This is a genomic window from Corynebacterium halotolerans YIM 70093 = DSM 44683 (assembly GCF_000341345.1).
In the GTDB taxonomy this organism is placed as follows: domain Bacteria; phylum Actinomycetota; class Actinomycetes; order Mycobacteriales; family Mycobacteriaceae; genus Corynebacterium; species Corynebacterium halotolerans.
In genome coordinates this window covers 1,090,425-1,107,813 of record NC_020302.1, presented here as the reverse complement: position 1 = coordinate 1,107,813, position 17,389 = coordinate 1,090,425, and the positions used below count along the sequence as shown (strand labels likewise).

Sequence of the window (17,389 nt, the reverse complement as noted above, 5' to 3'; positions counted from 1 at the left end):
GCACTCCTCCACAGGGGCCCCGCTTCCCCTTTCCCCACCCAGACGACCCCGCAGCATGACCGGGTCGTCCGGAAGCCATCCCATTTCACGGAAGTTCGTGAGCCTTCCCCCTCCCCCATCTACTGCACTGAGTGCCCCACGGAGGACACCACGTCACGTAAGACCCCCTTCTGGACCTACGAGAACAAGCTCGTCACCGTCTTCTTCTTCGCCGTCGGACTCGTCTTCTTCGACCGGCTGGTCATCAACTTCCTCATGCCCTTCATCCAGGCCGATCTCGGTCTGAACAACGCCCAGGTCGGTCAGCTGGCCGCCGCGGCCGCCCTGACCTGGGCCTTGGCGTCGATCGTCGGCGGGCGCATCTCCGACAAGGTCGCCAGCAAGCGGACGTACCTGGTCACCCTGCTGGTCATCTTCTCGGTGGCCTCGTTCATGCAGGGATTCGCCGCTACCTTCGTCCACCTGATCATCCTGCGTCTGATGATGGGGCTGTTCGAGGGCCCGACCATCCCCGTCACCCAGTCGGTGCTGGCCATGGAATCCTCGCCGCACCGCCGCGGCTTCAACCTGGGCTTCACCATGAACACGGCCAACGGCCTGTTCGGCAGCATCCTCGCCCCGCTCGTCATCGTGGCGCTGGCCAATATCTTCGACTGGCGCACGGCGTTCTTCTTCACCATCCTGCCGGGCCTGATCATGGCGTTCGTCATCTGGAAGGTCATGCGGGAGCCGGAGGCCACCTCCGCCGAGGCCGCCCAGTACGGCGGGCCCGCCGAGAAGGGCCAGCTCAAGGAGGTGCTGCGGAACCGGAACGTGCTCCTCTCGGTGATCATGTTCTCCGGCTTCATGGTCTACCTCATCGCCCTCCAGGTCTTCGCCCCGCTGTTCCTCACCAATATCCGCGGCACGTCGGCCAGCTCCATGAGCCTGATCATGTCCGCCTTCGGCCTGGGCACCGCCCTGTGGGGATTTATCGTGCCCCTGATCTCCGACCGGATGGGCCGCAAGCCCACCGCCGTGGTCTTCGGGCTGCTCTCCGCTCTGGCACCGTTGTCCTTCCTCGTGATCGAGAACCCGGTCCTGCTGGGTCTGGCGGTCTTCGTCCTCGCCGCCGGCATGGGCGTGGGCGGCATGGCCATGTCCGTCATCCCCGCCGAGTCGGTGCGCCCGGCCGTCGCCGGCCTGGCCGTCGGACTGCCGGTCGGCCTCGGCGAACTCTTCGGCGGCTTCCTCAACCCGATCGTCACGGGCGCGGTCGCCGACGTCTACGGCCTGTCCAGCGCGCTGCTCATCTCCAGCGGGGGTGCACTGGTGGCCACCTTCTTCGCGCTGTTCCTGAAGGAGACCGCGCCGCGCATCGTCCGTCGTCGCGCGGGGGAGGTCGTGCAGCAGACCCCGGCCCGGGACGGGGAGCCGGACGCCGTGAAGGCCTGAGCCTGCTCCCGGTGAAGCCCCACTCCCGGTTCTCCGGATGGGCGGGGCTTCGCGTTCTGTTATGAATGGGCGGTTTGAGGCTGAAATGGCTCGAAAATGCCCGGTTCCAGCTTCAAACCGCCCCGTTATAACGTCCCCGGATGCAGTGCAGGATCCTGTGTGTGAGAATCCGGGCATGAACCGGGTAGGGGGACCGCTGATTCACACGGCCGGAAAGCCGGCGGCGGAGCAGATGCGGATTATTCGGCGGTATCACCGGGGGCAGCTGTCCAGGCTCGCTCCCGGCGTCTACATCGACGCGGCGGAGCACCGCCGGCTGGACCGCAGTAACGCCCACGTCGCATGGATCACCGCCCAGGCGGTGTCCACCCCCGGCGCGGTCGTCGTCGGCAGGAGCGCCGCACTGCTGTGGGGCCTGCCTCTCGACGTCACGACCACGGATCTCCCGGTGGAACTCGCTGGTCCGCACCGCAGGCGGGGACAGGTCGGCAGGTGGATGGTGCTGCGCACGGTGTCCGGGGAGGGCGGGATCACGGTGCTGCGGACGAGATACGGGCAGGTCCGGGTGACGGAACGGGTGCGCACCTGCCTCGACCTGGCGCGCTGGCACACTCTGGAGGACGCCACTGTGGCGCTGGATCATTGCCTGCACCACGGTTTGTGCGGCCGCGGTGAGCTGGAGGACGGCGTCGGCAAGCTGGTGGGGAGCACGAACGTGTCCGCCGCGCGCCAGGCGGTCCGCTTGGCGACGGCGGCCTCGGAAAGCCCGCGGGAGTCCTCGCTCAAGGTCCGGATGTGGCGGCAGGGGCTGCCGGCGCCGGTGCAGCAGGCGGAGCTGTACAACGAGGCCGGCGATTTCCTGGGCCGGGTGGACTTCTTCTTCCCCGATACCGGCCTGGCCGTCGAGTACGACGGCCAGGGAAAGTTCGAGGGCGAGTTCGGGCTGGACCCGCTGACGGCGATCCGGGATTCGATGCTGCGGCAAGATGAGCTGCTCAACGCCGGTGTGGTGCTGGTTCGGATCGACCGGGACTCCTACCGGGACGGCAGTGGCATGGCGGCGGTGCTGCGACGGCACCACCAGTTGTTGAGGAGCGGCTACCGCCTGCCGCGGAGTCAGTGGACGTCCGCGGGTCCCGCCTGGCGGTGAGACCGGGATGTTGTGGAGGGGCGGTTTCCGGCAGGAGCAGAGCGATAACGGCTCATTTCGGCCTCAAACCGCCCCGCCACAACGGACAGTCCCCTACTTTCCCCCGAACAGCCGCCGGTAGCCGTCCAGGGTGGTGAAGAACGGCGAGGGCTCGAGTGTGGGGTCGCCGGTGTAGCCGAGCTCCTCGGCCACGGCCCGGAACGGCGAGTAGGTGGAATCATCCGTCGCCAGACCGTGCTCGATCGCACGGCGGGCGGCCTCACGCACGCGGGCCTCGATCTCGAGGGATTCGGTGATCGCGCACATGGCGTCCTCGGCGCCCAGCTCCACGGGGTAGGCGACGCCCTCGGAGGTGCGGTACGGGTGGCCCATGTACATGCGGGCCGGCCTGACCTCGTCGCGCAGGTGCTCCAGCGACGCCCGGTAGGCGTCGGGGTCCTCGTAGCCGGGGAAGCCGTTGGCGGCACCGTGGACCTGGACGGCGTCGCCGACGAAGGCGTCGTTCTGCCCGTCGACGACGTAGGCCACCGAGCCCAGGGAGTGGCCCGGCACGTGGTGGACGGTCACCGTCACGCCCCCGCCGAGGTCGAGCTTCTCCCCTCCCCTGACCACGACATCGGCGGACATCTCCCCGGAGATCGCCTTCGACGCCATCTGCGTCTGCTGGGCCTCGGCGTCGGGGTTGTCGATGTAGTTGGCGCGCAGACCCAGGTAGTTGTCCACGTGCGCGCGGCGGGACTGCAGGTACCTCAGATCCTCCTCGTGGATGACCACCTTGGCCCTGCGGCCGGTCAGCTCCCACAGGGCGTGGGCCCCGCCGAGGTGGTCGATGTGGCCGTGGCTGAGGAGGATCCACCTGACGTCCTCGACGCGGCGGCCGAGCTTCTCCAGCTCAGGGATCATCCCCTCGGTGGGGGTGGTGGAGATGCCGGTGTCGACGACCGCGGGTTCCGGGGCGTCGATGAAGAAGGTGTAGAGGCTGAACCGGCCCCAGGGGGCGATCAGCGGGCTGATGGTGGTGGGCTGGGTCATGGGTGCTCTCCTGGGGTCGGAACCTGCGTTAACCGGATCATAGGGCCTTGCGGCTCCCACTTTATTATAATAATATTTCAACTATCACGCTGTGTCGCAACCCACACGCTGACTCCGACGCCCGTTTACCTCATTCCTAGGAGCTGGACACCCATGAGCGACTTCACCACCATCGACGCCGGCGGGCAGCCGATCGCCGTCCGCAAGGACCTGCGGGTCCCCATGCGCGACGGCGTCCACCTGGCCGCCGACGTCTACCACAAGCCGGATGAGATCCCCCGCCCCGCGCTCATCGCCCTGAGCCCCTACGGCAAGGAGCTCCAGGCCTTCTCCCTGAAGATGCCGGGCCAGTACCGCCCCTCGGTCCTGTGGGACGGCTGCATCGAGGCCGGCGACATCGCCCGGGTCGTCTCCGAGGACTACGTCCACGTCATCGGTGACATCCGCGGCTCCGGCCACTCCGAGGGCGAGCACATCGGCAACTACAACGCCGGCGGGGTCTCCCTCGGCGAGGACGCCTACGACTTCATCCAGTGGGTCGCCGAGCAGCCCTGGTGCGACGGCAACGTCGGCATGATCGGCACCTCCTACTTCGGCTCCATGTCCGTGCTCGCGGCCGCGGAGAACCCGCCCGCCCTGAAGGCCATCTTCGTCAACGGCGGCCACTACGACTTCTACGAGACCACCTACCACGGCGGCGTCATGTGGCTGATGCCGCGCGCCGCCCGCGAGGGCCGCGGCGGCGACTCCGGTTGGGCGTTCACCGACCGCGTCAAGTCCCGCATGCTGGAGGAGTTCTCCGCCGAGGAGATCAAGCAGAAGGTGGCCGAGCGCCTGCAGGATCCGGACGTGGCCAACTGGCCGAACATGTTCCACACCCTGCTCTACCCGAAGCACCACGAGGCCTGGTTCGACATCGTCATGAACGACCTCGACGGCGAGTGGTACGAGGAGCGCAACCCGATCACCCTGGCCGAGAACATCACCATCCCGACCTACCTGCAGATCGCCCAGGGCCGCGGCTGGACGATGGACGGCACCATCGAGCTGTTCAACACGGTCCAGGGCCCGAAGAAGCTGGACATCCTGCCCTACCCGCCGATGAACTCGCGGCCCTTCGTAGACGCCCACGACGAGATGTTCCGCTGGTACGACCAGTGGCTCAAGGGCAACGACAACGGCGTGCTGGACGAGCCGGTCCTCAACGTCCACGTCGAGGGCTCCCACGAGCAGGTCACCGGCACCCAGTTCCCGCCGAAGGAGGTCGAGTACCGGCCGCTGTACCTGCGCCCGCGCCACGTCCTCTCGGAGCGTCCGGAGGCCCTCGGCGTCGAGTGGGCCGCCCCGGAGTCCTTCACCCAGCTGCCGATGACGCTGACCAACGACACGGCGATGATCTCCTGGTCCACCGCCCCCTTCACGGAGCCGACCGAGATGATGGGCACCGGTGCCGCCCACATCTTCGCCGCCCTCGACGTCGACGACACCAACTTCATCCTGCGCCTGTGGGACGTCGCCCCGAACGGCAGGCGCCAGCTGATCACCACCGGCTACCTCAAGGCCTCCCAGAACGAGCTGGATGAGGAACTGTCCTCCGAGGGCAACCCGGTCCACCCGCACACCCGCAAGCAGCCGGTCACCCCGGGCGAGATCAACGAGTACATCATCCGCATCTACCCGTTCGCCAACTCCTTCCAGCCGGGCCACAAGCTGGTCGCGGAGCTGTCGAACAACGAACCGATGTCGGACGAGCACAACTCCCTGCTGCCGCCGGACGCCTTCCACCTGCCGGTCGGCCGCAAGACCACGACCACCGTCTACCGCGACGCGCAGCACCGGTCGCGCCTCGTGCTGCCGTACACGGTGAAGTAGAACCCGTCCTGCGCCTCACCCCCGGACCGCCCCGGTGCGGCCGGGGGTTTGGCGTCCGCTTATCGACGCCCCCATGTCCCCCGTGTCCCCAACCCCGTCACGGCGGGCGGAACTTCCCCACAATGGGAGGCATGAAGATCACCCGACACATCCACGCCTGCGTGCGCATCGAACACGAGGGCACCCGCGTCCTCGTGGACCCCGGCTCCTTCGGCGTGCCCGACGACCTCGCGGCTGTCGACGCCGTGCTGGTCACCCACGTCCACCCCGACCACGTCGATCCGGAGGCGCTCGGCGCCGCCCGCCACGACAACCCCGATCTGCGGATCTTCGCCCCCGCGTCCGTCGCCGCGCACCTGGCCGACGACGTCACCGTGGTCACCCACGGCGACACCTTCCGGGTGGGCGCCCTCGACGTCCGGGTCGTCGGCGCCGACCACGCCGTGGTCACCCGCGCCACGCCTGTCGCGGAGAACACCGGCTACCTGTTCAACGGGCAGGTGCTGCACGCGGGCGACGCCTTCCACCCGATCCGGGACGTGGACTGCGTCCTGCTCCCGGTCAACGGACCCTGGGTGAAGATGCTCGACATCGAGGAGTTCCTGTCGCAGTACCCGCCGAAGCGCTTCATCGCCATCCACGACGGGATCGTCAACGACCACGGCCTGGCGATCAACCGCAAGCAGCTGAGCAAGCTCGCCGGGGAGCACGGCAGCGAGTACCTGCCGCTGGCGCCCGGGGAATCCGTGGAGATCGGCTGAAGGTCCCCTCGGCCCCGACAGCGCTCATCGACGCCCGCCCGGACCCCGCTACGCCCCGACCGGAAGCTCCTCCGGTTGCCCGGCCGCGGCGCGTTCGCGGCGGGCCCGCAGGAGACGGCCGCCGATGAGCCCCCCGGAGACCAGGACGAGAACACCTCCGAGCACCTTCGACGACACCGCGGCCCCGGACGCCGGCAGACGGCTGCGGTTGCTTGACCGTTCGCACGCCCTGCGCAGCCCCCGCTGTCCGGCCGCCATCACCGCGTCGTGGGCCCAGGTGGCGACGGGACGCACCGCCCCGATCAGGCGGCGGCGGGTGACCACGCACCACGTGATCGTCAGCCGGGTTCCGTCCGCGTCCTGGTGCGCGGTGAAACTCCCCTCGCCGCGCAGGTCGCCGTCCACCGTGAGCTCGGCCGAGGTGGGCGGTTCGGAGGACAGCAGAGCAATGGCGAAGCGCAGGCGGTACCCCAGCGGGCTCTGCACCATCAGCGACGCCCGGTCCCCGCTCCCGCGCATCCGCGCGGTGCGCATCCCCGGCCACCAGTCCGGCCAGGAGGAGACGTCGGAGAGCACCCGCCAGACCTGTTCCGCCTCCGCGGGCACCCGCCAGGTGGTCTCAAAGTGGAAGGGTGCGGATTCCCCCTGCCGCGCGAGGGTGTGCCGGTGTGCCATGTCGGTTCCTTAGCTTGTCGCCGGGCTCCTGCCGGGTGGGAGGAGACCATGCCGCCAGGATAGGGACGCAGGCACCGGCGCGTGGCACGCCAAACCCCCGCGACCCGGGTCGCGGGGGCTGACCCCCGCCGGAGATCTCCGGGTCAGGGGCGCGAAGGAGGGGCCCGGGGATTAGAAGTCCCAGTCGTCGTCGGTGGTGTCCTCCGCCTTGCCGATCACGTAGGAGGAACCGGAACCCGAGAAGAAGTCGTGGTTCTCATTGGAGGACGGATCCAGCGAGGTGCGCACGCCGGTGTTGAACCGGCAGTCGTCGGCCGGGAAGAGGCCCTCGTAGCCGAGGTTGTTGAGTGCCTTGTTGGCGTTGTAGCGCAGGAAGCCCTTGACGTCCTCGGTCCAGCCGATCGCGTCGTAGACCTCCTCGGTGTACTTGGCCTCGTTCTCGTACAGATCCAGGAGCAGTTCCATGGTGTCCTCCTGGAGCTGCTCGCGCTCGGCCGCGGACAGGGACTCGAGCTGGCGCTGGTACTTGTAGCCGATGTAGTAGCCGTGGATGGCCTCGTCGCGGATGATCAGGCGGATGATGTCCGCGGTGTTGGTCAGCTTGGAGTGCGAGGCCCAGCGCAGCGGGAGGTAGAAGCCGGAGTAGAACAGGAAGGACTCGAGCATCACGGAGGCGATCTTCTTCCGCAGCGGATCCTCACCGTTGTAGAAGTCCAGGATGCGGCGGGCCTTGTACTGCAGGTGGTCGTTCTCGCGCGACCAGCGGAAGGCCTGCTCGATCTCGGGGGTGGACGCCAGGGTCATGAAGATATTCGAGTAGCTCTTGGCGTGGACGGCCTCCATGAACACGATGTTGGAGAGCACCGCCTCCTCGTGCATGGTGGTCGCGTCGGGGATCAGCGAGACCGCGCCGACGGTGCCCTGGAGGGTGTCCAGCATGGTCAGGCCGGTGAACACCCGCATGGTGGCCAGCTTCTCGTCCTCGGACATCGTGTCCCAGGACTTGAGGTCGTTGGACACCGGGATCTTCTCCGGGAGCCAGAAGTTGGACACCAGGCGGTTCCAGATGTCGTGGTCCATCTGGTCGGGGATCTCGTTCCAGTTGATCGAGTCGACCACCTCACCTGAGGTGTACTTGGCGGGGGAAACAACAGGTTGCAACGTGCTCTCCTAGATCAGTCTTCTTCGTGCGTGGCGTCGAATTGGGTTTCGCTCCACGCTTGTTCGACAGCTTTCCGACGCCGCGGTGCTCGCCCGCGCGCCGTCGGCCCGGACCCGGGCCCGGGTCCGTGGTGGTCGTGTCCGGAAGTGCCGCCCGTGTGCGATCCACCATCTGGGGCAGACCACCTCCGCGACGGTCGCGGCGGGGACGGATAGGCACAGTTTACCGATCCCCGGACGGAAGCGGTGGGCGGGTGGCGGACCGGGGCGCCACCGGACTCAGACGCAGGTGGGATGGTCTTTTTGATGCGGAAGTGACCGGGCGGTGACCTCCCCCACAGGCTTCCCACGTCCATGGGGATGCGCCCCGCAACGAAGACCCCCCGACGCCCCCGGCCATCACGCATTCATCACCCGAGGCAGCCCACGTCCGCTCCGGGGAGTTCTCGACGCTGATGACCAGTGTCCACCGGGCTCGTCGAGGGCCGTCCGCGGCTCGCGCTGCACCAGCAGACGTCCCGCCCCCGGGCTTGACCGAGCATTCCCGAATCCGGCATGACGCAGAGGGACCCGCAATCTGCCAGGCTGAGAGCATGACTGACCACGACACGATCACCGCTGACATCCTCGACCTGGCCGCCGGGCACGGCCTGTCCCTCCAGCCTGAATCACTGCGCATCAACGAGATGGGACTCGATTTCCGGGTCGCACTCGCCCGCACGGACACCGGTGAGGACTGGGTGCTGCGCATCCCCCGCCGCCCGGAGGTGATGGACCGCGCCGCGCCGGAGGGAAAGGTCCTGCAGCTGGTCGCGCCTCGTCTCAGCGCCGCCGTGCCGGGCTGGCGGATCCACTCCGCGTCATTGATCGCCTATCCCCTGCTGCCCGGCGAACCCGGACTGGAGCTCGACGAGAATGGCACACCGGTCTGGCAGGTTGACGTGTCCTCCCCGGCGTTCGCGGAGTCACTCGGCGATCTGCTGGCCGAACTGCACGGGACCCCGCTTGACGACGCCGCGGCCACCGGCGTCGAGGTCCACAGCCCCGCGGGGCTCCGTCAGGCCTGGCGGGACGACATCGAACGGGTCGCCCGGGAATTCACCGTGGCCGGACACCTGCTGGACCGGTGGGAGGCCTGGCTGGACGAGGACGGCTACTGGCCGGAGCACACCGTGCTCACCCACGGCGAGATCTACCCCGGCCACACGCTGATCCGGGGCGGCCGCATCAGCGCCGTCCTGGACTGGACCACCGCCTCCGTCGGCGATCCGGCCCGGGATCTCTCCTTCCACCAGGCCACCGCCGCACCCGAGGCGTTCCAGGTGACGGTGGACCGGTACGTGCGGGGTGGTGGCCGGATCTGGCCCCGCCTGGCGGAGCACTGCGCCGAGATGTTCTCGGCCAACGCGGTCGGCTACGGCATCTATGTCCTGGACACGGGCGATGAGACACACCGGGAGGCGGCCGCGGCGCAGCTGAATCCGCCGGAGGAGTGAATGCGAGGGAACAGACGCCTACGCGTTAACTCGACCACGTTTCGTCCTCAGCCAACCCCCTACGGCAACCATCGCCACTGGCCCCGCACACCGCGTGCGGACACTGGCTCGATGGTGATGCGTCAGGTTCACCGTGAATGGACAGCGGTGTTGCCGGGGCCGTCTGGTGTGGCCGCGGTTGAGCGAAACCGCTCCACCCGGCATCAGTCCAGCAGGTCTTTTTCCGGGGACACCCTGCAAACCATGCTTGAGGAGGATCCCGGATCACTGTCACGGTCCGTACTTCGCTGGCGGTTGAGGCGGCTCTTGCCTTCCGACATTGGTGGCGCACTGGCCGAGGTTGGGTGCGCGGTGTGGAGCAGTGGAAGATAGGCGACAGCGAAACCCATGCCCAGTGCCCCCAGTCCGCCCGTTGCCATATCGCTGATCGTGTCCTCATAGGTGACATAGATGTCGGAGGTGATGTAGGCGTAGCCCAACCATTCCACCATTTCCCACAGGGAGCCCAGGGCCAGCCCGAATGTGGTGGTGAGGATGACACCGCCCGGCGATGTGAACCCACTCGTGAACGGGGTGGGCACAATCCGCAGGCGTGCGAGAAACAGGTAACATCCCACCGCCAGAACTCCGACACAGAAGAAATGCACGACCAGATCCCACCAGGTGATTCTCGTGTACAGATCGAGGACGCTACTCCAGGCAGCGACGAGCAGCGTGACCGAGAGCATGATGTCCGGCCATGGCTTGATTCCGATGAAGCGCGGTGCGACAAGTCCGGGCAGGGTGAACGCGATGACTCCGGCGTCCGTCAATTCGAAGAAAACGGCGGCGAGAATAACACTGAGCGCGCCAAGCCCACGGAGGGTGTCGGCCACTACCTCGCTCAGGCCCCGCGGCGGGCGTAGAAAATTATCGATCATTGAGCACCACTGTTCTCGGGCGGAAGCATCACGGCTTGCACCGGCAGGTGATCCGACGCCCATCCTCCGTCGTGACGCTGCGGATTGGTCGCGGCACGGAGCACCCGAAAGGTCGGCGAGGCCAAGATCCAGTCGAGGCGGCGCCCGCCACGGCGGGGCGCCCGGTAATTCGGGAAGGTGCCCCAGGCCTCACTGTCGTGGGCTTCCGCCGTCTCCCACGTGTCCACGAGCTCTCCCTCCGTAAGCAACTCGCGCAGCGGCGCACTGCCCGCACCGTCATTCAGATCACCGGTGACCACGGCAGACAAGCCACTGTCGGACACGACCCGGAGAACCGCCTGCGCGGATCGCACCCGCGAACGCCGGGAGAGGTGATCCAGGTGGGTGTTCACGGTGAGAAAGCGCCGCGAGGTCACACGGTCCCGGAAAATCGCTGACACCATGATGCGGGGGATGATGTTTCCCCAGGAGACCGACCCCGGCCGCTCCGGGGTGTCGGAAAGTGCACTCTGCTTCCAGTCCAGCAGCTCCAGTCTCCGGCTGTCATAGAGGATCGGAGAGGCTTCTCCCCCACCGTTGGCGCTTCGCCCCTGGCCGATGACACGGTAGCCCTGCCCGAGCGAGTCCTGCAGGAAGCTGACCTGATCCGGGAGCGCTTCCTGCGCGCCGAGCACCGTCGGCTGCTCCACCTGCAGCAGTGCCCGCATCCGGGGAGCGCGGCGGTCCCAACGGTCCGCGGGGCGTGGGGTGACGGGCGACAGACGTCGGCGGATATTCCAGCCCATCACCTGGAAAGCGGGCGCCGCCACCGGCCCGATGAGCGGGAGCCGTGGATCAGGATCCACGGGCGACTCGTGCGTGTTGATGCGTCTTACCTCGCTGCAACCATCGGACTACGAGGTCCGAGACGAAAATCGGATACTTTTCAGCGTAGTGAAAACCGCGGTGGGCGGGCGGGGCCGGCGTCTCACGGGTACGGCAACCGGGGTCGGCGACGCATCAGATGGGGCCCACTGAGAGCTCGGCCGTAGTGACGGGAAAACACCGGGTGACCGCTGCCCTTCCGGCACAGAAATATCTCGTATCACAGCGCGCACCACGTTCTGTTGATAATGTTTCCGCTCGGTCCACTGCGGCGAACCCGATACGCCGGTCTCTCCGAAACCCCGAAAAGAACATACTGTGAAGAAGTCCCTTCCCACCATCGCGCTGACCTTGGCCAGCGCCCTCGCCTACGGCCTCATCACGCCTGCGGCAACCGGTGCCGTCGCCTCGGCACAATCCTCCCTGTCATCAGGTTCTTCGCTGTCATCCAGCTCATCCAGCCCCTCCGGTCCCACCACTCCGTGGGCCCCTGACGTTTCCGATGGGCTGGTCGTCAATCTGATCGGCGATCTGCTCGGCCCGGGCATCTCCGACCACGTCGGCGTCATGACCGGAGACCTCGGCACGATGACATCGCTGGGAGACGGCGGGGAATTCGCCATCATCTTCGGGGACTCGTTCCGCGGGGCGAACTTCGGGCAGGGCGAGTGGATGAGTCCGGTCGGTGTCGTCGCCGAACTGGACCAGGATGGACGCATCGTGATCAAACGCCCGCTCAATGAGGGCGAGCGGGTTGAGCAGCTGGTGGACTACACCCACAACAACCGCGGGCTGACTCTCCTGCCCTCGGACATCATCAACCTCGACGGCACCCTGTACATGCAGGCCATGTGGAACGAGGGCGTCGGCAATGTCCTGCGCACGCAGATCTGGGCATCCACTGACCAGGGGGCGACGTGGCAGAGCGTGAGCACCACCCCGGCCAATTATCTGGAAGGCAAGGCCCAACTCATCACCTGGGAACAGGGACCGGACGGCTACGTCTACATGATGTCCTCGTCCTTTCAGCGCCGGGATGATGTCTACCTGGCCCGATTCCTCCCCGGGGACATCGGCGACCGCACAGCATGGCAGCACTACCGCCTGAACGATGACGGCACCGGCACCTGGGGGAAAACCGCCAGCCCGATCCTCGGCGACCAGGTCCGGGCCGGGGAGATGTCCCTGCGTTATATCCAGGGTCATTGGGTGCTCGCCATGTTCAATGCGGAGACCATGGCGATCGAGGTGCGGATCTCCGAGGAGATCGCCCGGGACTGGAATGAGATCACGCCGGCCAATGTCGTCGTCGCCGGCTTCGGCGGCTGGGGCGCCGAACAGAACCCCGGGAACTTCACCCAGCTCTACGGCGGCTACATAACGCCGGGGTCGACCCTCGACAACCTGGATCTGGTCGTCTCCCAGTGGAACACCGGCAACAACAGCCGGTACATGTCCACCCAGTTCAACGTGAAGGGCCTGGACACCTTCTTCGGCATCGACACCGGCTCCCCCAAGGCACGCACCATGGCGCCGCAGGTCGACTCCACTGGCGACCAGCAGGTCATCCAGGTTGAGCAGAAGCCCGTCGACGCCACCGCCCAGGAGCAACTGGCCGCGGAGAAGCTGATGGAGGACGCCACCGAACTGATCATCGTTCCACTCGGCGACGACAGCTAGGGAAAGCACCTGGTGATCGACTGGATCGCCGGGAGCAGTCCGCCCCGTACCACGCCGGTGCCCCAGCGCTGGCGTAGTACGTCGAGGGGATCTGTCAACCGCTGCGGCGCCCGCCGGATCCTCCTCGCATATCCCGGCACCCCACGGCGTGCTTCGTGGTCGGGGTTCCGTGCGGCGTCGTCTTCTTCTCCCTTCCCGACACTCGCGCGCTTCTCGACGTAGACTCGGGCTTCAGCTGATCACAAGGCTCACCCGCGGTGGGCCCGGGGCGAGAGAGTCTTTCCGAACCTTCTGCGAAGGAAAAACATGGCCGATTCAGCATTGCTTGAACCCGGTTGGCGCGAGACCATGCTCACCGCCAACGGCGTGAGACTGCATGTGGTCGAGGCAGGCGAGCCTGACGCTCCTCTCGTCCTCCTGCTGCACGGTTTCCCTGAGTTCTGGTGGGGATGGCGCCGCCAGATCAACGCCTTGGCTGAGGTTGGTTACCACGTCGTGGTGCCGGACCTGCGCGGTTACAACGACAGCGAGGTCCCGCAGGGGGTCGCCGCATACCAGCTCGATATCCTCGCCGACGACGTCGTCGCGCTCGCGGATGCCTACGACGCCGACCGCTTCCACCTTGTCGGTCATGACTGGGGTGGCGTCATCTCCTGGTGGGTCGCGGCGCGCCACCCCGAGCGGCTCAGGCACCTGGTGGTGATGGACGCGCCTCACCCCGGTGTCTGGCTCCGGCAGGTACTCAGGCATCCGTCGCAGGCCCTGCGCAGCACCTATGCCGCCTTCTTCCAGCTGCCGCTGGTACCGGAGGCGGTGCTCGGTTCATTCAACTTCACCGCCCTCCGAGCGATGATGCGAAGGACCGCCCGGGAGGGCACCTTCGACCCCGGGGACCTCGACCGGTACGCCGCGGCATGGTCGCACCCGGGTTCCCTGACGGGCATGCTCAACTATTACCGGGCCCTGGTTCGTCGGGAAGAAGCTCCGCCGGCCCGCATAACGCCCCCCACGCTCATCCTCTGGGGTGAAAACGACGCCGCCCTTGAGCTCCACATCGCCGAACGGGCCCTTGAGTTGTGCGACGACGGTCGTTTAGTGGTCGTCGAGAATGCGTCTCATTGGCTCCACCTCGAACAGCCTCACCGGATCAACGCAGAGTTGGTGGACTTCCTGGGAAAGCCCGGCTTGAGCCGGTGATGTTCCCGGCGAGGGGCCTCGGGCGTCGACGACCCCCGGACGTATCGGGTGGGCGAAGGAAGCTCACCAGGCGAACGTCGCTCCGGCAGTGGTATTCCGTGAGGCCTCGACCCGGCTGAACGATGCCGGCGGTGTGACTCAATGACGGAAACCAGCCGGATAACGACACCGGATGCCTCGTCCGGTGATCCCGCATCCTCAGATCAGCGGCCAGGGATAGTGGTAGTGCGACCTGGGGTGCGGGAAATAGGGCAGGCGCACCAGGCGGGAGGCGCGCCGGCGCAAGGCCTCCACCTCCTCGGCGTCGAGTAGCGCGGCAACGTCGTCAGGCACCTCCCGCATCAGCGGCTCGACCGCGGCAAGCAGCGACCCGTCGATCTCCTCCCCCGCGAAGTCCCAGATGACCGTGCGCAACTTGGGCCCGGCGCTGAAGCACAGTCCGTGGTCGATACCCCAGACATGGTCATCGGCGTCGAGCAGCACGTGTCCTGACTTACGGTCAGTGTTGTTGGTGAGGATGTCGAACACCGCCATGCGCCGGAACTGCTCGTGCAGGTCGGGGCGGGTCTCCAGCAGTGGGAAGTAGTGCATCCCGTCGTTCTCGACGTACCACTGCAATGAGCCGACGCCGAAGGGCCCGTCATACCGGGTCACGGTCGGCGGCACGATGCGCCATCCGAGATATCCGCTCAGGAGGAACGCTGCTTCTTCGCGGGCATGCAATCCCGGCGGGAAGTCGTGGAGCGGCCGTTCCCCCGTCTCCGGCTTGTAGACCGCCCAGCCGTACTCCTCGCCGCAGGTGGCGTCCAGCACGAAGCCGATATTGCTCGACTCCACGAGTTGGGCGACGATGCCCAGCTCCCCGTTCGCCAGCAGGTCGAGCTCCCGGCTGAAAGGCGGCGTCGGGGCTGTCACGGTTGCGCCACTTCCCGGAGGTACTGCAGCGAGCCCGTCCGTGAGTTGGTCAACACCATCCTGGACGAGCCGTCGGGGGCGAACTCCGCAACCGAGATCGAGGCGGGATCGGTACTGATGCGCTGAAACGAGTCGAGTGGTGTGCCGGAAAGGTGCGCGATCACGGTCTTGATCGGGTCAGCGTGGCTGAAGCACGCGACCACCTCCCCCTTGTGCCGGGCGGCGATGTCCCCGAGAGACCCGACCATGCGATCCTGCATCTCGGTGAAGCTCTCACCACCGGGAAAGCGAAACGACGACGGAGTTTTCTGGACGTTCTGCCACTCGGGCAGCTTGCTGAGTTCCGCGAGCTGTGCGCCCGTCCACTCACCGAAGTCACATTCCACGATGCCCTCACAGGTGACCGGGGACAGCCCGAAACGCTCCGCCGTGGGCCGGGAGGTCTCCACGGCACGCTCCATCGGTGACGAATAGATCGCGGCCAGCGGCAGCCCGTCGAGGCGCTCCGCCACCCCGCGCGCCTGCTCCTCCCCGGCCTCGCTCAGGTGAAGGCCGGGAGTGCGGCCGGGCAGCACCTGGCCGGTGGTGGGGGTGACGCCGTGGCGCACCAGGATGATCAGGGTCGAGCGTGCGGGCAGGTCACCCGCCGCGGGAGCTGCCACATTGCCGATTGCGTTTTCGGTGCCGTTCTCAGTGACGTTGTCTGTGCCCATCGTCCGGAGCATACCCACAGCAACCACCTGTTGCCTGGCTCATAGTGTGTTTTCACTCCCGGGCGTTTCCGGGCATGACAAACATGGTCGACCAGTGCGCTTTCAGGGGCTAGCCTGAGGTTGTGAATCCTTCGCCCAATGTGTCCACGATCGGTGAGCTGCGGGCCGCCGGTTACACCCACCGTCCCCTGCGGGCCGAGATCCGCGAGAATCTGCTCGCCATGCTGTCCGCCGGAGAGGACCCCTGGCCGGGTCTCCACGGTCTCCAGCACACCGTGATCCCCCAGGTCGAGCGCGCGCTGATCGCCGGGCACGACATCGTGCTGCTCGGTGAGCGCGGACAGGGAAAGACCCGCCTGCTGCGGGCGATGACCGGTCTGCTCGACGAGTGGATGCCGACCGTCGCGGACTCGGACCTGCGCGAGCACCCCTTCGACCCCATCACCGAGGCGACGCGCCGACGGATCGAGGAGGAGGGCGACGCCCTGCCGGTCACCTGGGTCCACCGTGAGGACCGCTACGCCGAGAAGCTCGCCACGCCGGACACGTCGGTGGCCGACCTCATCGGCGACGTCGATCCCATGAAGGTGGCCGAGGGACGCCGACTGGGCGATCCCGAGACCATCCACTACGGCCTCGTCCCGCGCTCCAACCGCGGCATCGTGGCGATCAACGAGCTGCCCGACCTCGCCGAACGGATCCAGGTCTCCATGCTCAACGTCATGGAGGAGCGCGACGTGCAGATCCGTGGCTACATGCTGCGCCTGCCGCTCGACCTGCTCGTCGTCGCCTCGGCGAACCCCGAGGACTACACGAACCGCGGCCGCATCATCACCCCGCTCAAGGACCGCTTCGGCGCGGAGATCCGCACCCACTACCCCATCGCGCTGGACGACGAGATCGCGGTCATTGAGCAGGAGGCCGACCTGGTCGCCCACGTGCCGCCGGTGCTCATGGAGATCCTGGCCCGCTACACCCGCGCCCTGCGCGAATCCCCGGCGGTCAACCAGCGCGCCGGTGTCTCGGCGCGCTTCGCCATCGCGGGCGCGGAGACCGTCGCGGCCGCGGCCCGGCACCGCGCCACCATCCGGGGCGAGGAGCAGGCGGTCGCGCGGCTGGTCGACCTCGAGGCGGCCGTCGACGTGCTCGGCGGCAAGATCGAGTTCGAGTCCGGTGAGGAGGGCCGCGAGTGGGAGGTGCTGGGATACCTGCTGCGCACCGCCACCGCGGAGGCGGTACGCGCGCACCTGCGCGGCACCGACTTCTCGCCGCTGGTCGAGGCCCTGGACGGCACCACCACCGTCTCCACCGGCGAGCAGGTCACCGCGGCCGAGTTCCTCGCCGGCCTGCCCGATCTCGGTGAGTCCGACCTGTACGACCGGATCGCCGACACGTTCGGCGCCACCGACGAGGGAACGCGCGCCAGCGCGATCGAGCTCGCATTCGAGGCGCTCTACCTCGCCCGGAAGATCGCGAAGGATTCCGGCGAGGGCGAGACCATCTACGGCTGAGGAGGCCG

General features: G+C 67.3%; 15 protein-coding genes. 8 read left to right on the top strand and 7 right to left on the bottom strand.

Going from position 1 to position 17,389, the window contains the following annotated elements; translation table 11 throughout:
• Nucleotides 1-117: 117 nt before the first annotated feature.
• Entirely contained in the window at nucleotides 118-1,434 is a 1,317-nt protein-coding gene (locus tag A605_RS05255; protein ID WP_042440067.1) for an MFS transporter, read from the top strand.
• 175 nt (nucleotides 1,435-1,609) lie between these two features.
• Entirely contained in the window at nucleotides 1,610-2,584 is a 975-nt protein-coding gene (locus A605_RS05250) for a hypothetical protein (protein WP_015400463.1), read from the top strand.
• A 93-nt stretch (nucleotides 2,585-2,677) separates the two neighbouring features.
• On the opposite strand, the gene A605_RS05245 is transcribed toward A605_RS05250, so the two are convergent.
• Nucleotides 2,678-3,616: an MBL fold metallo-hydrolase gene (locus A605_RS05245; RefSeq protein WP_015400462.1), complete on the bottom strand. Its 939-nt coding sequence runs from the start codon at nucleotides 3,614-3,616 to the stop codon at nucleotides 2,678-2,680.
• A 153-nt stretch (nucleotides 3,617-3,769) separates the two neighbouring features.
• On the opposite strand from A605_RS05245, the gene A605_RS05240 reads away from it, so the two are divergent.
• Together A605_RS05240 and A605_RS05235 are read left to right on the top strand one after the other, a co-directional pair.
• Nucleotides 3,770-5,488: a CocE/NonD family hydrolase gene (locus A605_RS05240; RefSeq protein WP_015400461.1), complete on the top strand. Its 1,719-nt coding sequence runs from the start codon at nucleotides 3,770-3,772 to the stop codon at nucleotides 5,486-5,488.
• A gap of 131 nt (nucleotides 5,489-5,619) precedes the next feature.
• Nucleotides 5,620-6,249, top strand: coding sequence for an MBL fold metallo-hydrolase (locus A605_RS05235; protein WP_034990740.1), 630 nt, complete (start codon nucleotides 5,620-5,622; stop codon nucleotides 6,247-6,249).
• A gap of 48 nt (nucleotides 6,250-6,297) precedes the next feature.
• On the opposite strand, the gene A605_RS05230 is transcribed toward A605_RS05235, so the two are convergent.
• Both A605_RS05230 and nrdF read right to left on the bottom strand, forming a co-directional pair.
• Nucleotides 6,298-6,924, bottom strand: coding sequence for an SRPBCC family protein (locus tag A605_RS05230; RefSeq protein WP_015400459.1), 627 nt, complete (start codon nucleotides 6,922-6,924; stop codon nucleotides 6,298-6,300).
• A gap of 171 nt (nucleotides 6,925-7,095) precedes the next feature.
• Entirely contained in the window at nucleotides 7,096-8,085 is a 990-nt protein-coding gene (gene nrdF, locus A605_RS05225; RefSeq protein ID WP_027004336.1) for a class 1b ribonucleoside-diphosphate reductase subunit beta, read from the bottom strand.
• A 593-nt stretch (nucleotides 8,086-8,678) separates the two neighbouring features.
• Between nrdF and A605_RS05220 the strand changes: the two genes are divergently transcribed.
• The gene (locus A605_RS05220) at nucleotides 8,679-9,581 is read left to right on the top strand and encodes a macrolide 2'-phosphotransferase (protein ID WP_015400457.1); all 903 of its coding nucleotides are present in this window, start codon (nucleotides 8,679-8,681) and stop codon (nucleotides 9,579-9,581) included.
• 203 nt (nucleotides 9,582-9,784) lie between these two features.
• Here A605_RS05220 and A605_RS05215 read toward each other — a convergent pair whose 3' ends face one another.
• Entirely contained in the window at nucleotides 9,785-10,501 is a 717-nt protein-coding gene (locus tag A605_RS05215; RefSeq protein ID WP_015400456.1) for a DUF2238 domain-containing protein, read from the bottom strand.
• Nucleotides 10,498-11,346 carry an endonuclease/exonuclease/phosphatase family protein gene (locus A605_RS05210; RefSeq protein WP_027004335.1) on the bottom strand — a complete coding sequence of 283 codons (849 nt, stop codon included), beginning with the start codon at nucleotides 11,344-11,346 and terminating at the stop codon, nucleotides 10,498-10,500. The genes A605_RS05215 and A605_RS05210 overlap by 4 nt, the downstream gene beginning before the upstream one ends.
• A 337-nt stretch (nucleotides 11,347-11,683) precedes the next feature.
• Here A605_RS05210 and A605_RS05205 point away from each other — a divergent pair, with 337 nt between their 5' ends.
• Nucleotides 11,684-13,045 (top strand): DUF4185 domain-containing protein, encoded by a 1,362-nt coding sequence (locus tag A605_RS05205; protein WP_015400454.1) that lies wholly within the window; start codon nucleotides 11,684-11,686, stop codon nucleotides 13,043-13,045.
• Between the two features lie 306 nt (nucleotides 13,046-13,351).
• A complete protein-coding gene (locus tag A605_RS05200; RefSeq protein WP_015400453.1) occupies nucleotides 13,352-14,242 on the top strand; it encodes an alpha/beta fold hydrolase in 891 nt (296 codons plus the stop codon).
• Nucleotides 14,243-14,440: 198 nt separating this feature from the next.
• Here A605_RS05200 and A605_RS05195 read toward each other — a convergent pair whose 3' ends face one another.
• A complete protein-coding gene (locus A605_RS05195; protein ID WP_015400452.1) occupies nucleotides 14,441-15,157 on the bottom strand; it encodes an SCO1664 family protein in 717 nt (238 codons plus the stop codon).
• On the bottom strand, nucleotides 15,154-15,870 hold the full coding sequence (locus tag A605_RS05190) for a histidine phosphatase family protein (RefSeq protein WP_149029385.1): 717 nt from the start codon (nucleotides 15,868-15,870) through the stop codon (nucleotides 15,154-15,156). The genes A605_RS05195 and A605_RS05190 overlap by 4 nt, the downstream gene beginning before the upstream one ends.
• A 122-nt stretch (nucleotides 15,871-15,992) precedes the next feature.
• Here A605_RS05190 and A605_RS05185 point away from each other — a divergent pair, with 122 nt between their 5' ends.
• Nucleotides 15,993-17,381: a MoxR family ATPase gene (locus A605_RS05185; protein ID WP_027004332.1), complete on the top strand. Its 1,389-nt coding sequence runs from the start codon at nucleotides 15,993-15,995 to the stop codon at nucleotides 17,379-17,381.
• Nucleotides 17,382-17,389: the final 8 nt, after the last annotated feature.

Excerpts from the sequence above, each read along its gene's own strand:
- A605_RS05250 (WP_015400463.1), top strand. The coding sequence starts at position 1,610 with ATGAACCGGGTAGGGGGACCGCTGATTCACACGGCCGGAAAGCCGGCG.
- A605_RS05245 (WP_015400462.1), bottom strand. The coding sequence starts at position 3,616 with ATGACCCAGCCCACCACCATCAGCCCGCTGATCGCCCCCTGGGGCCGG.
- A605_RS05240 (WP_015400461.1), top strand. The coding sequence starts at position 3,770 with ATGAGCGACTTCACCACCATCGACGCCGGCGGGCAGCCGATCGCCGTC.
- A605_RS05235 (WP_034990740.1), top strand. The coding sequence starts at position 5,620 with ATGAAGATCACCCGACACATCCACGCCTGCGTGCGCATCGAACACGAG.
- A605_RS05230 (WP_015400459.1), bottom strand. The coding sequence starts at position 6,924 with ATGGCACACCGGCACACCCTCGCGCGGCAGGGGGAATCCGCACCCTTC.
- A605_RS05220 (WP_015400457.1), top strand. The coding sequence starts at position 8,679 with ATGACTGACCACGACACGATCACCGCTGACATCCTCGACCTGGCCGCC.
- A605_RS05215 (WP_015400456.1), bottom strand. The coding sequence starts at position 10,501 with ATGATCGATAATTTTCTACGCCCGCCGCGGGGCCTGAGCGAGGTAGTG.
- A605_RS05200 (WP_015400453.1), top strand. The coding sequence starts at position 13,352 with ATGGCCGATTCAGCATTGCTTGAACCCGGTTGGCGCGAGACCATGCTC.
- A605_RS05190 (WP_149029385.1), bottom strand. The coding sequence starts at position 15,870 with ATGGGCACAGACAACGTCACTGAGAACGGCACCGAAAACGCAATCGGC.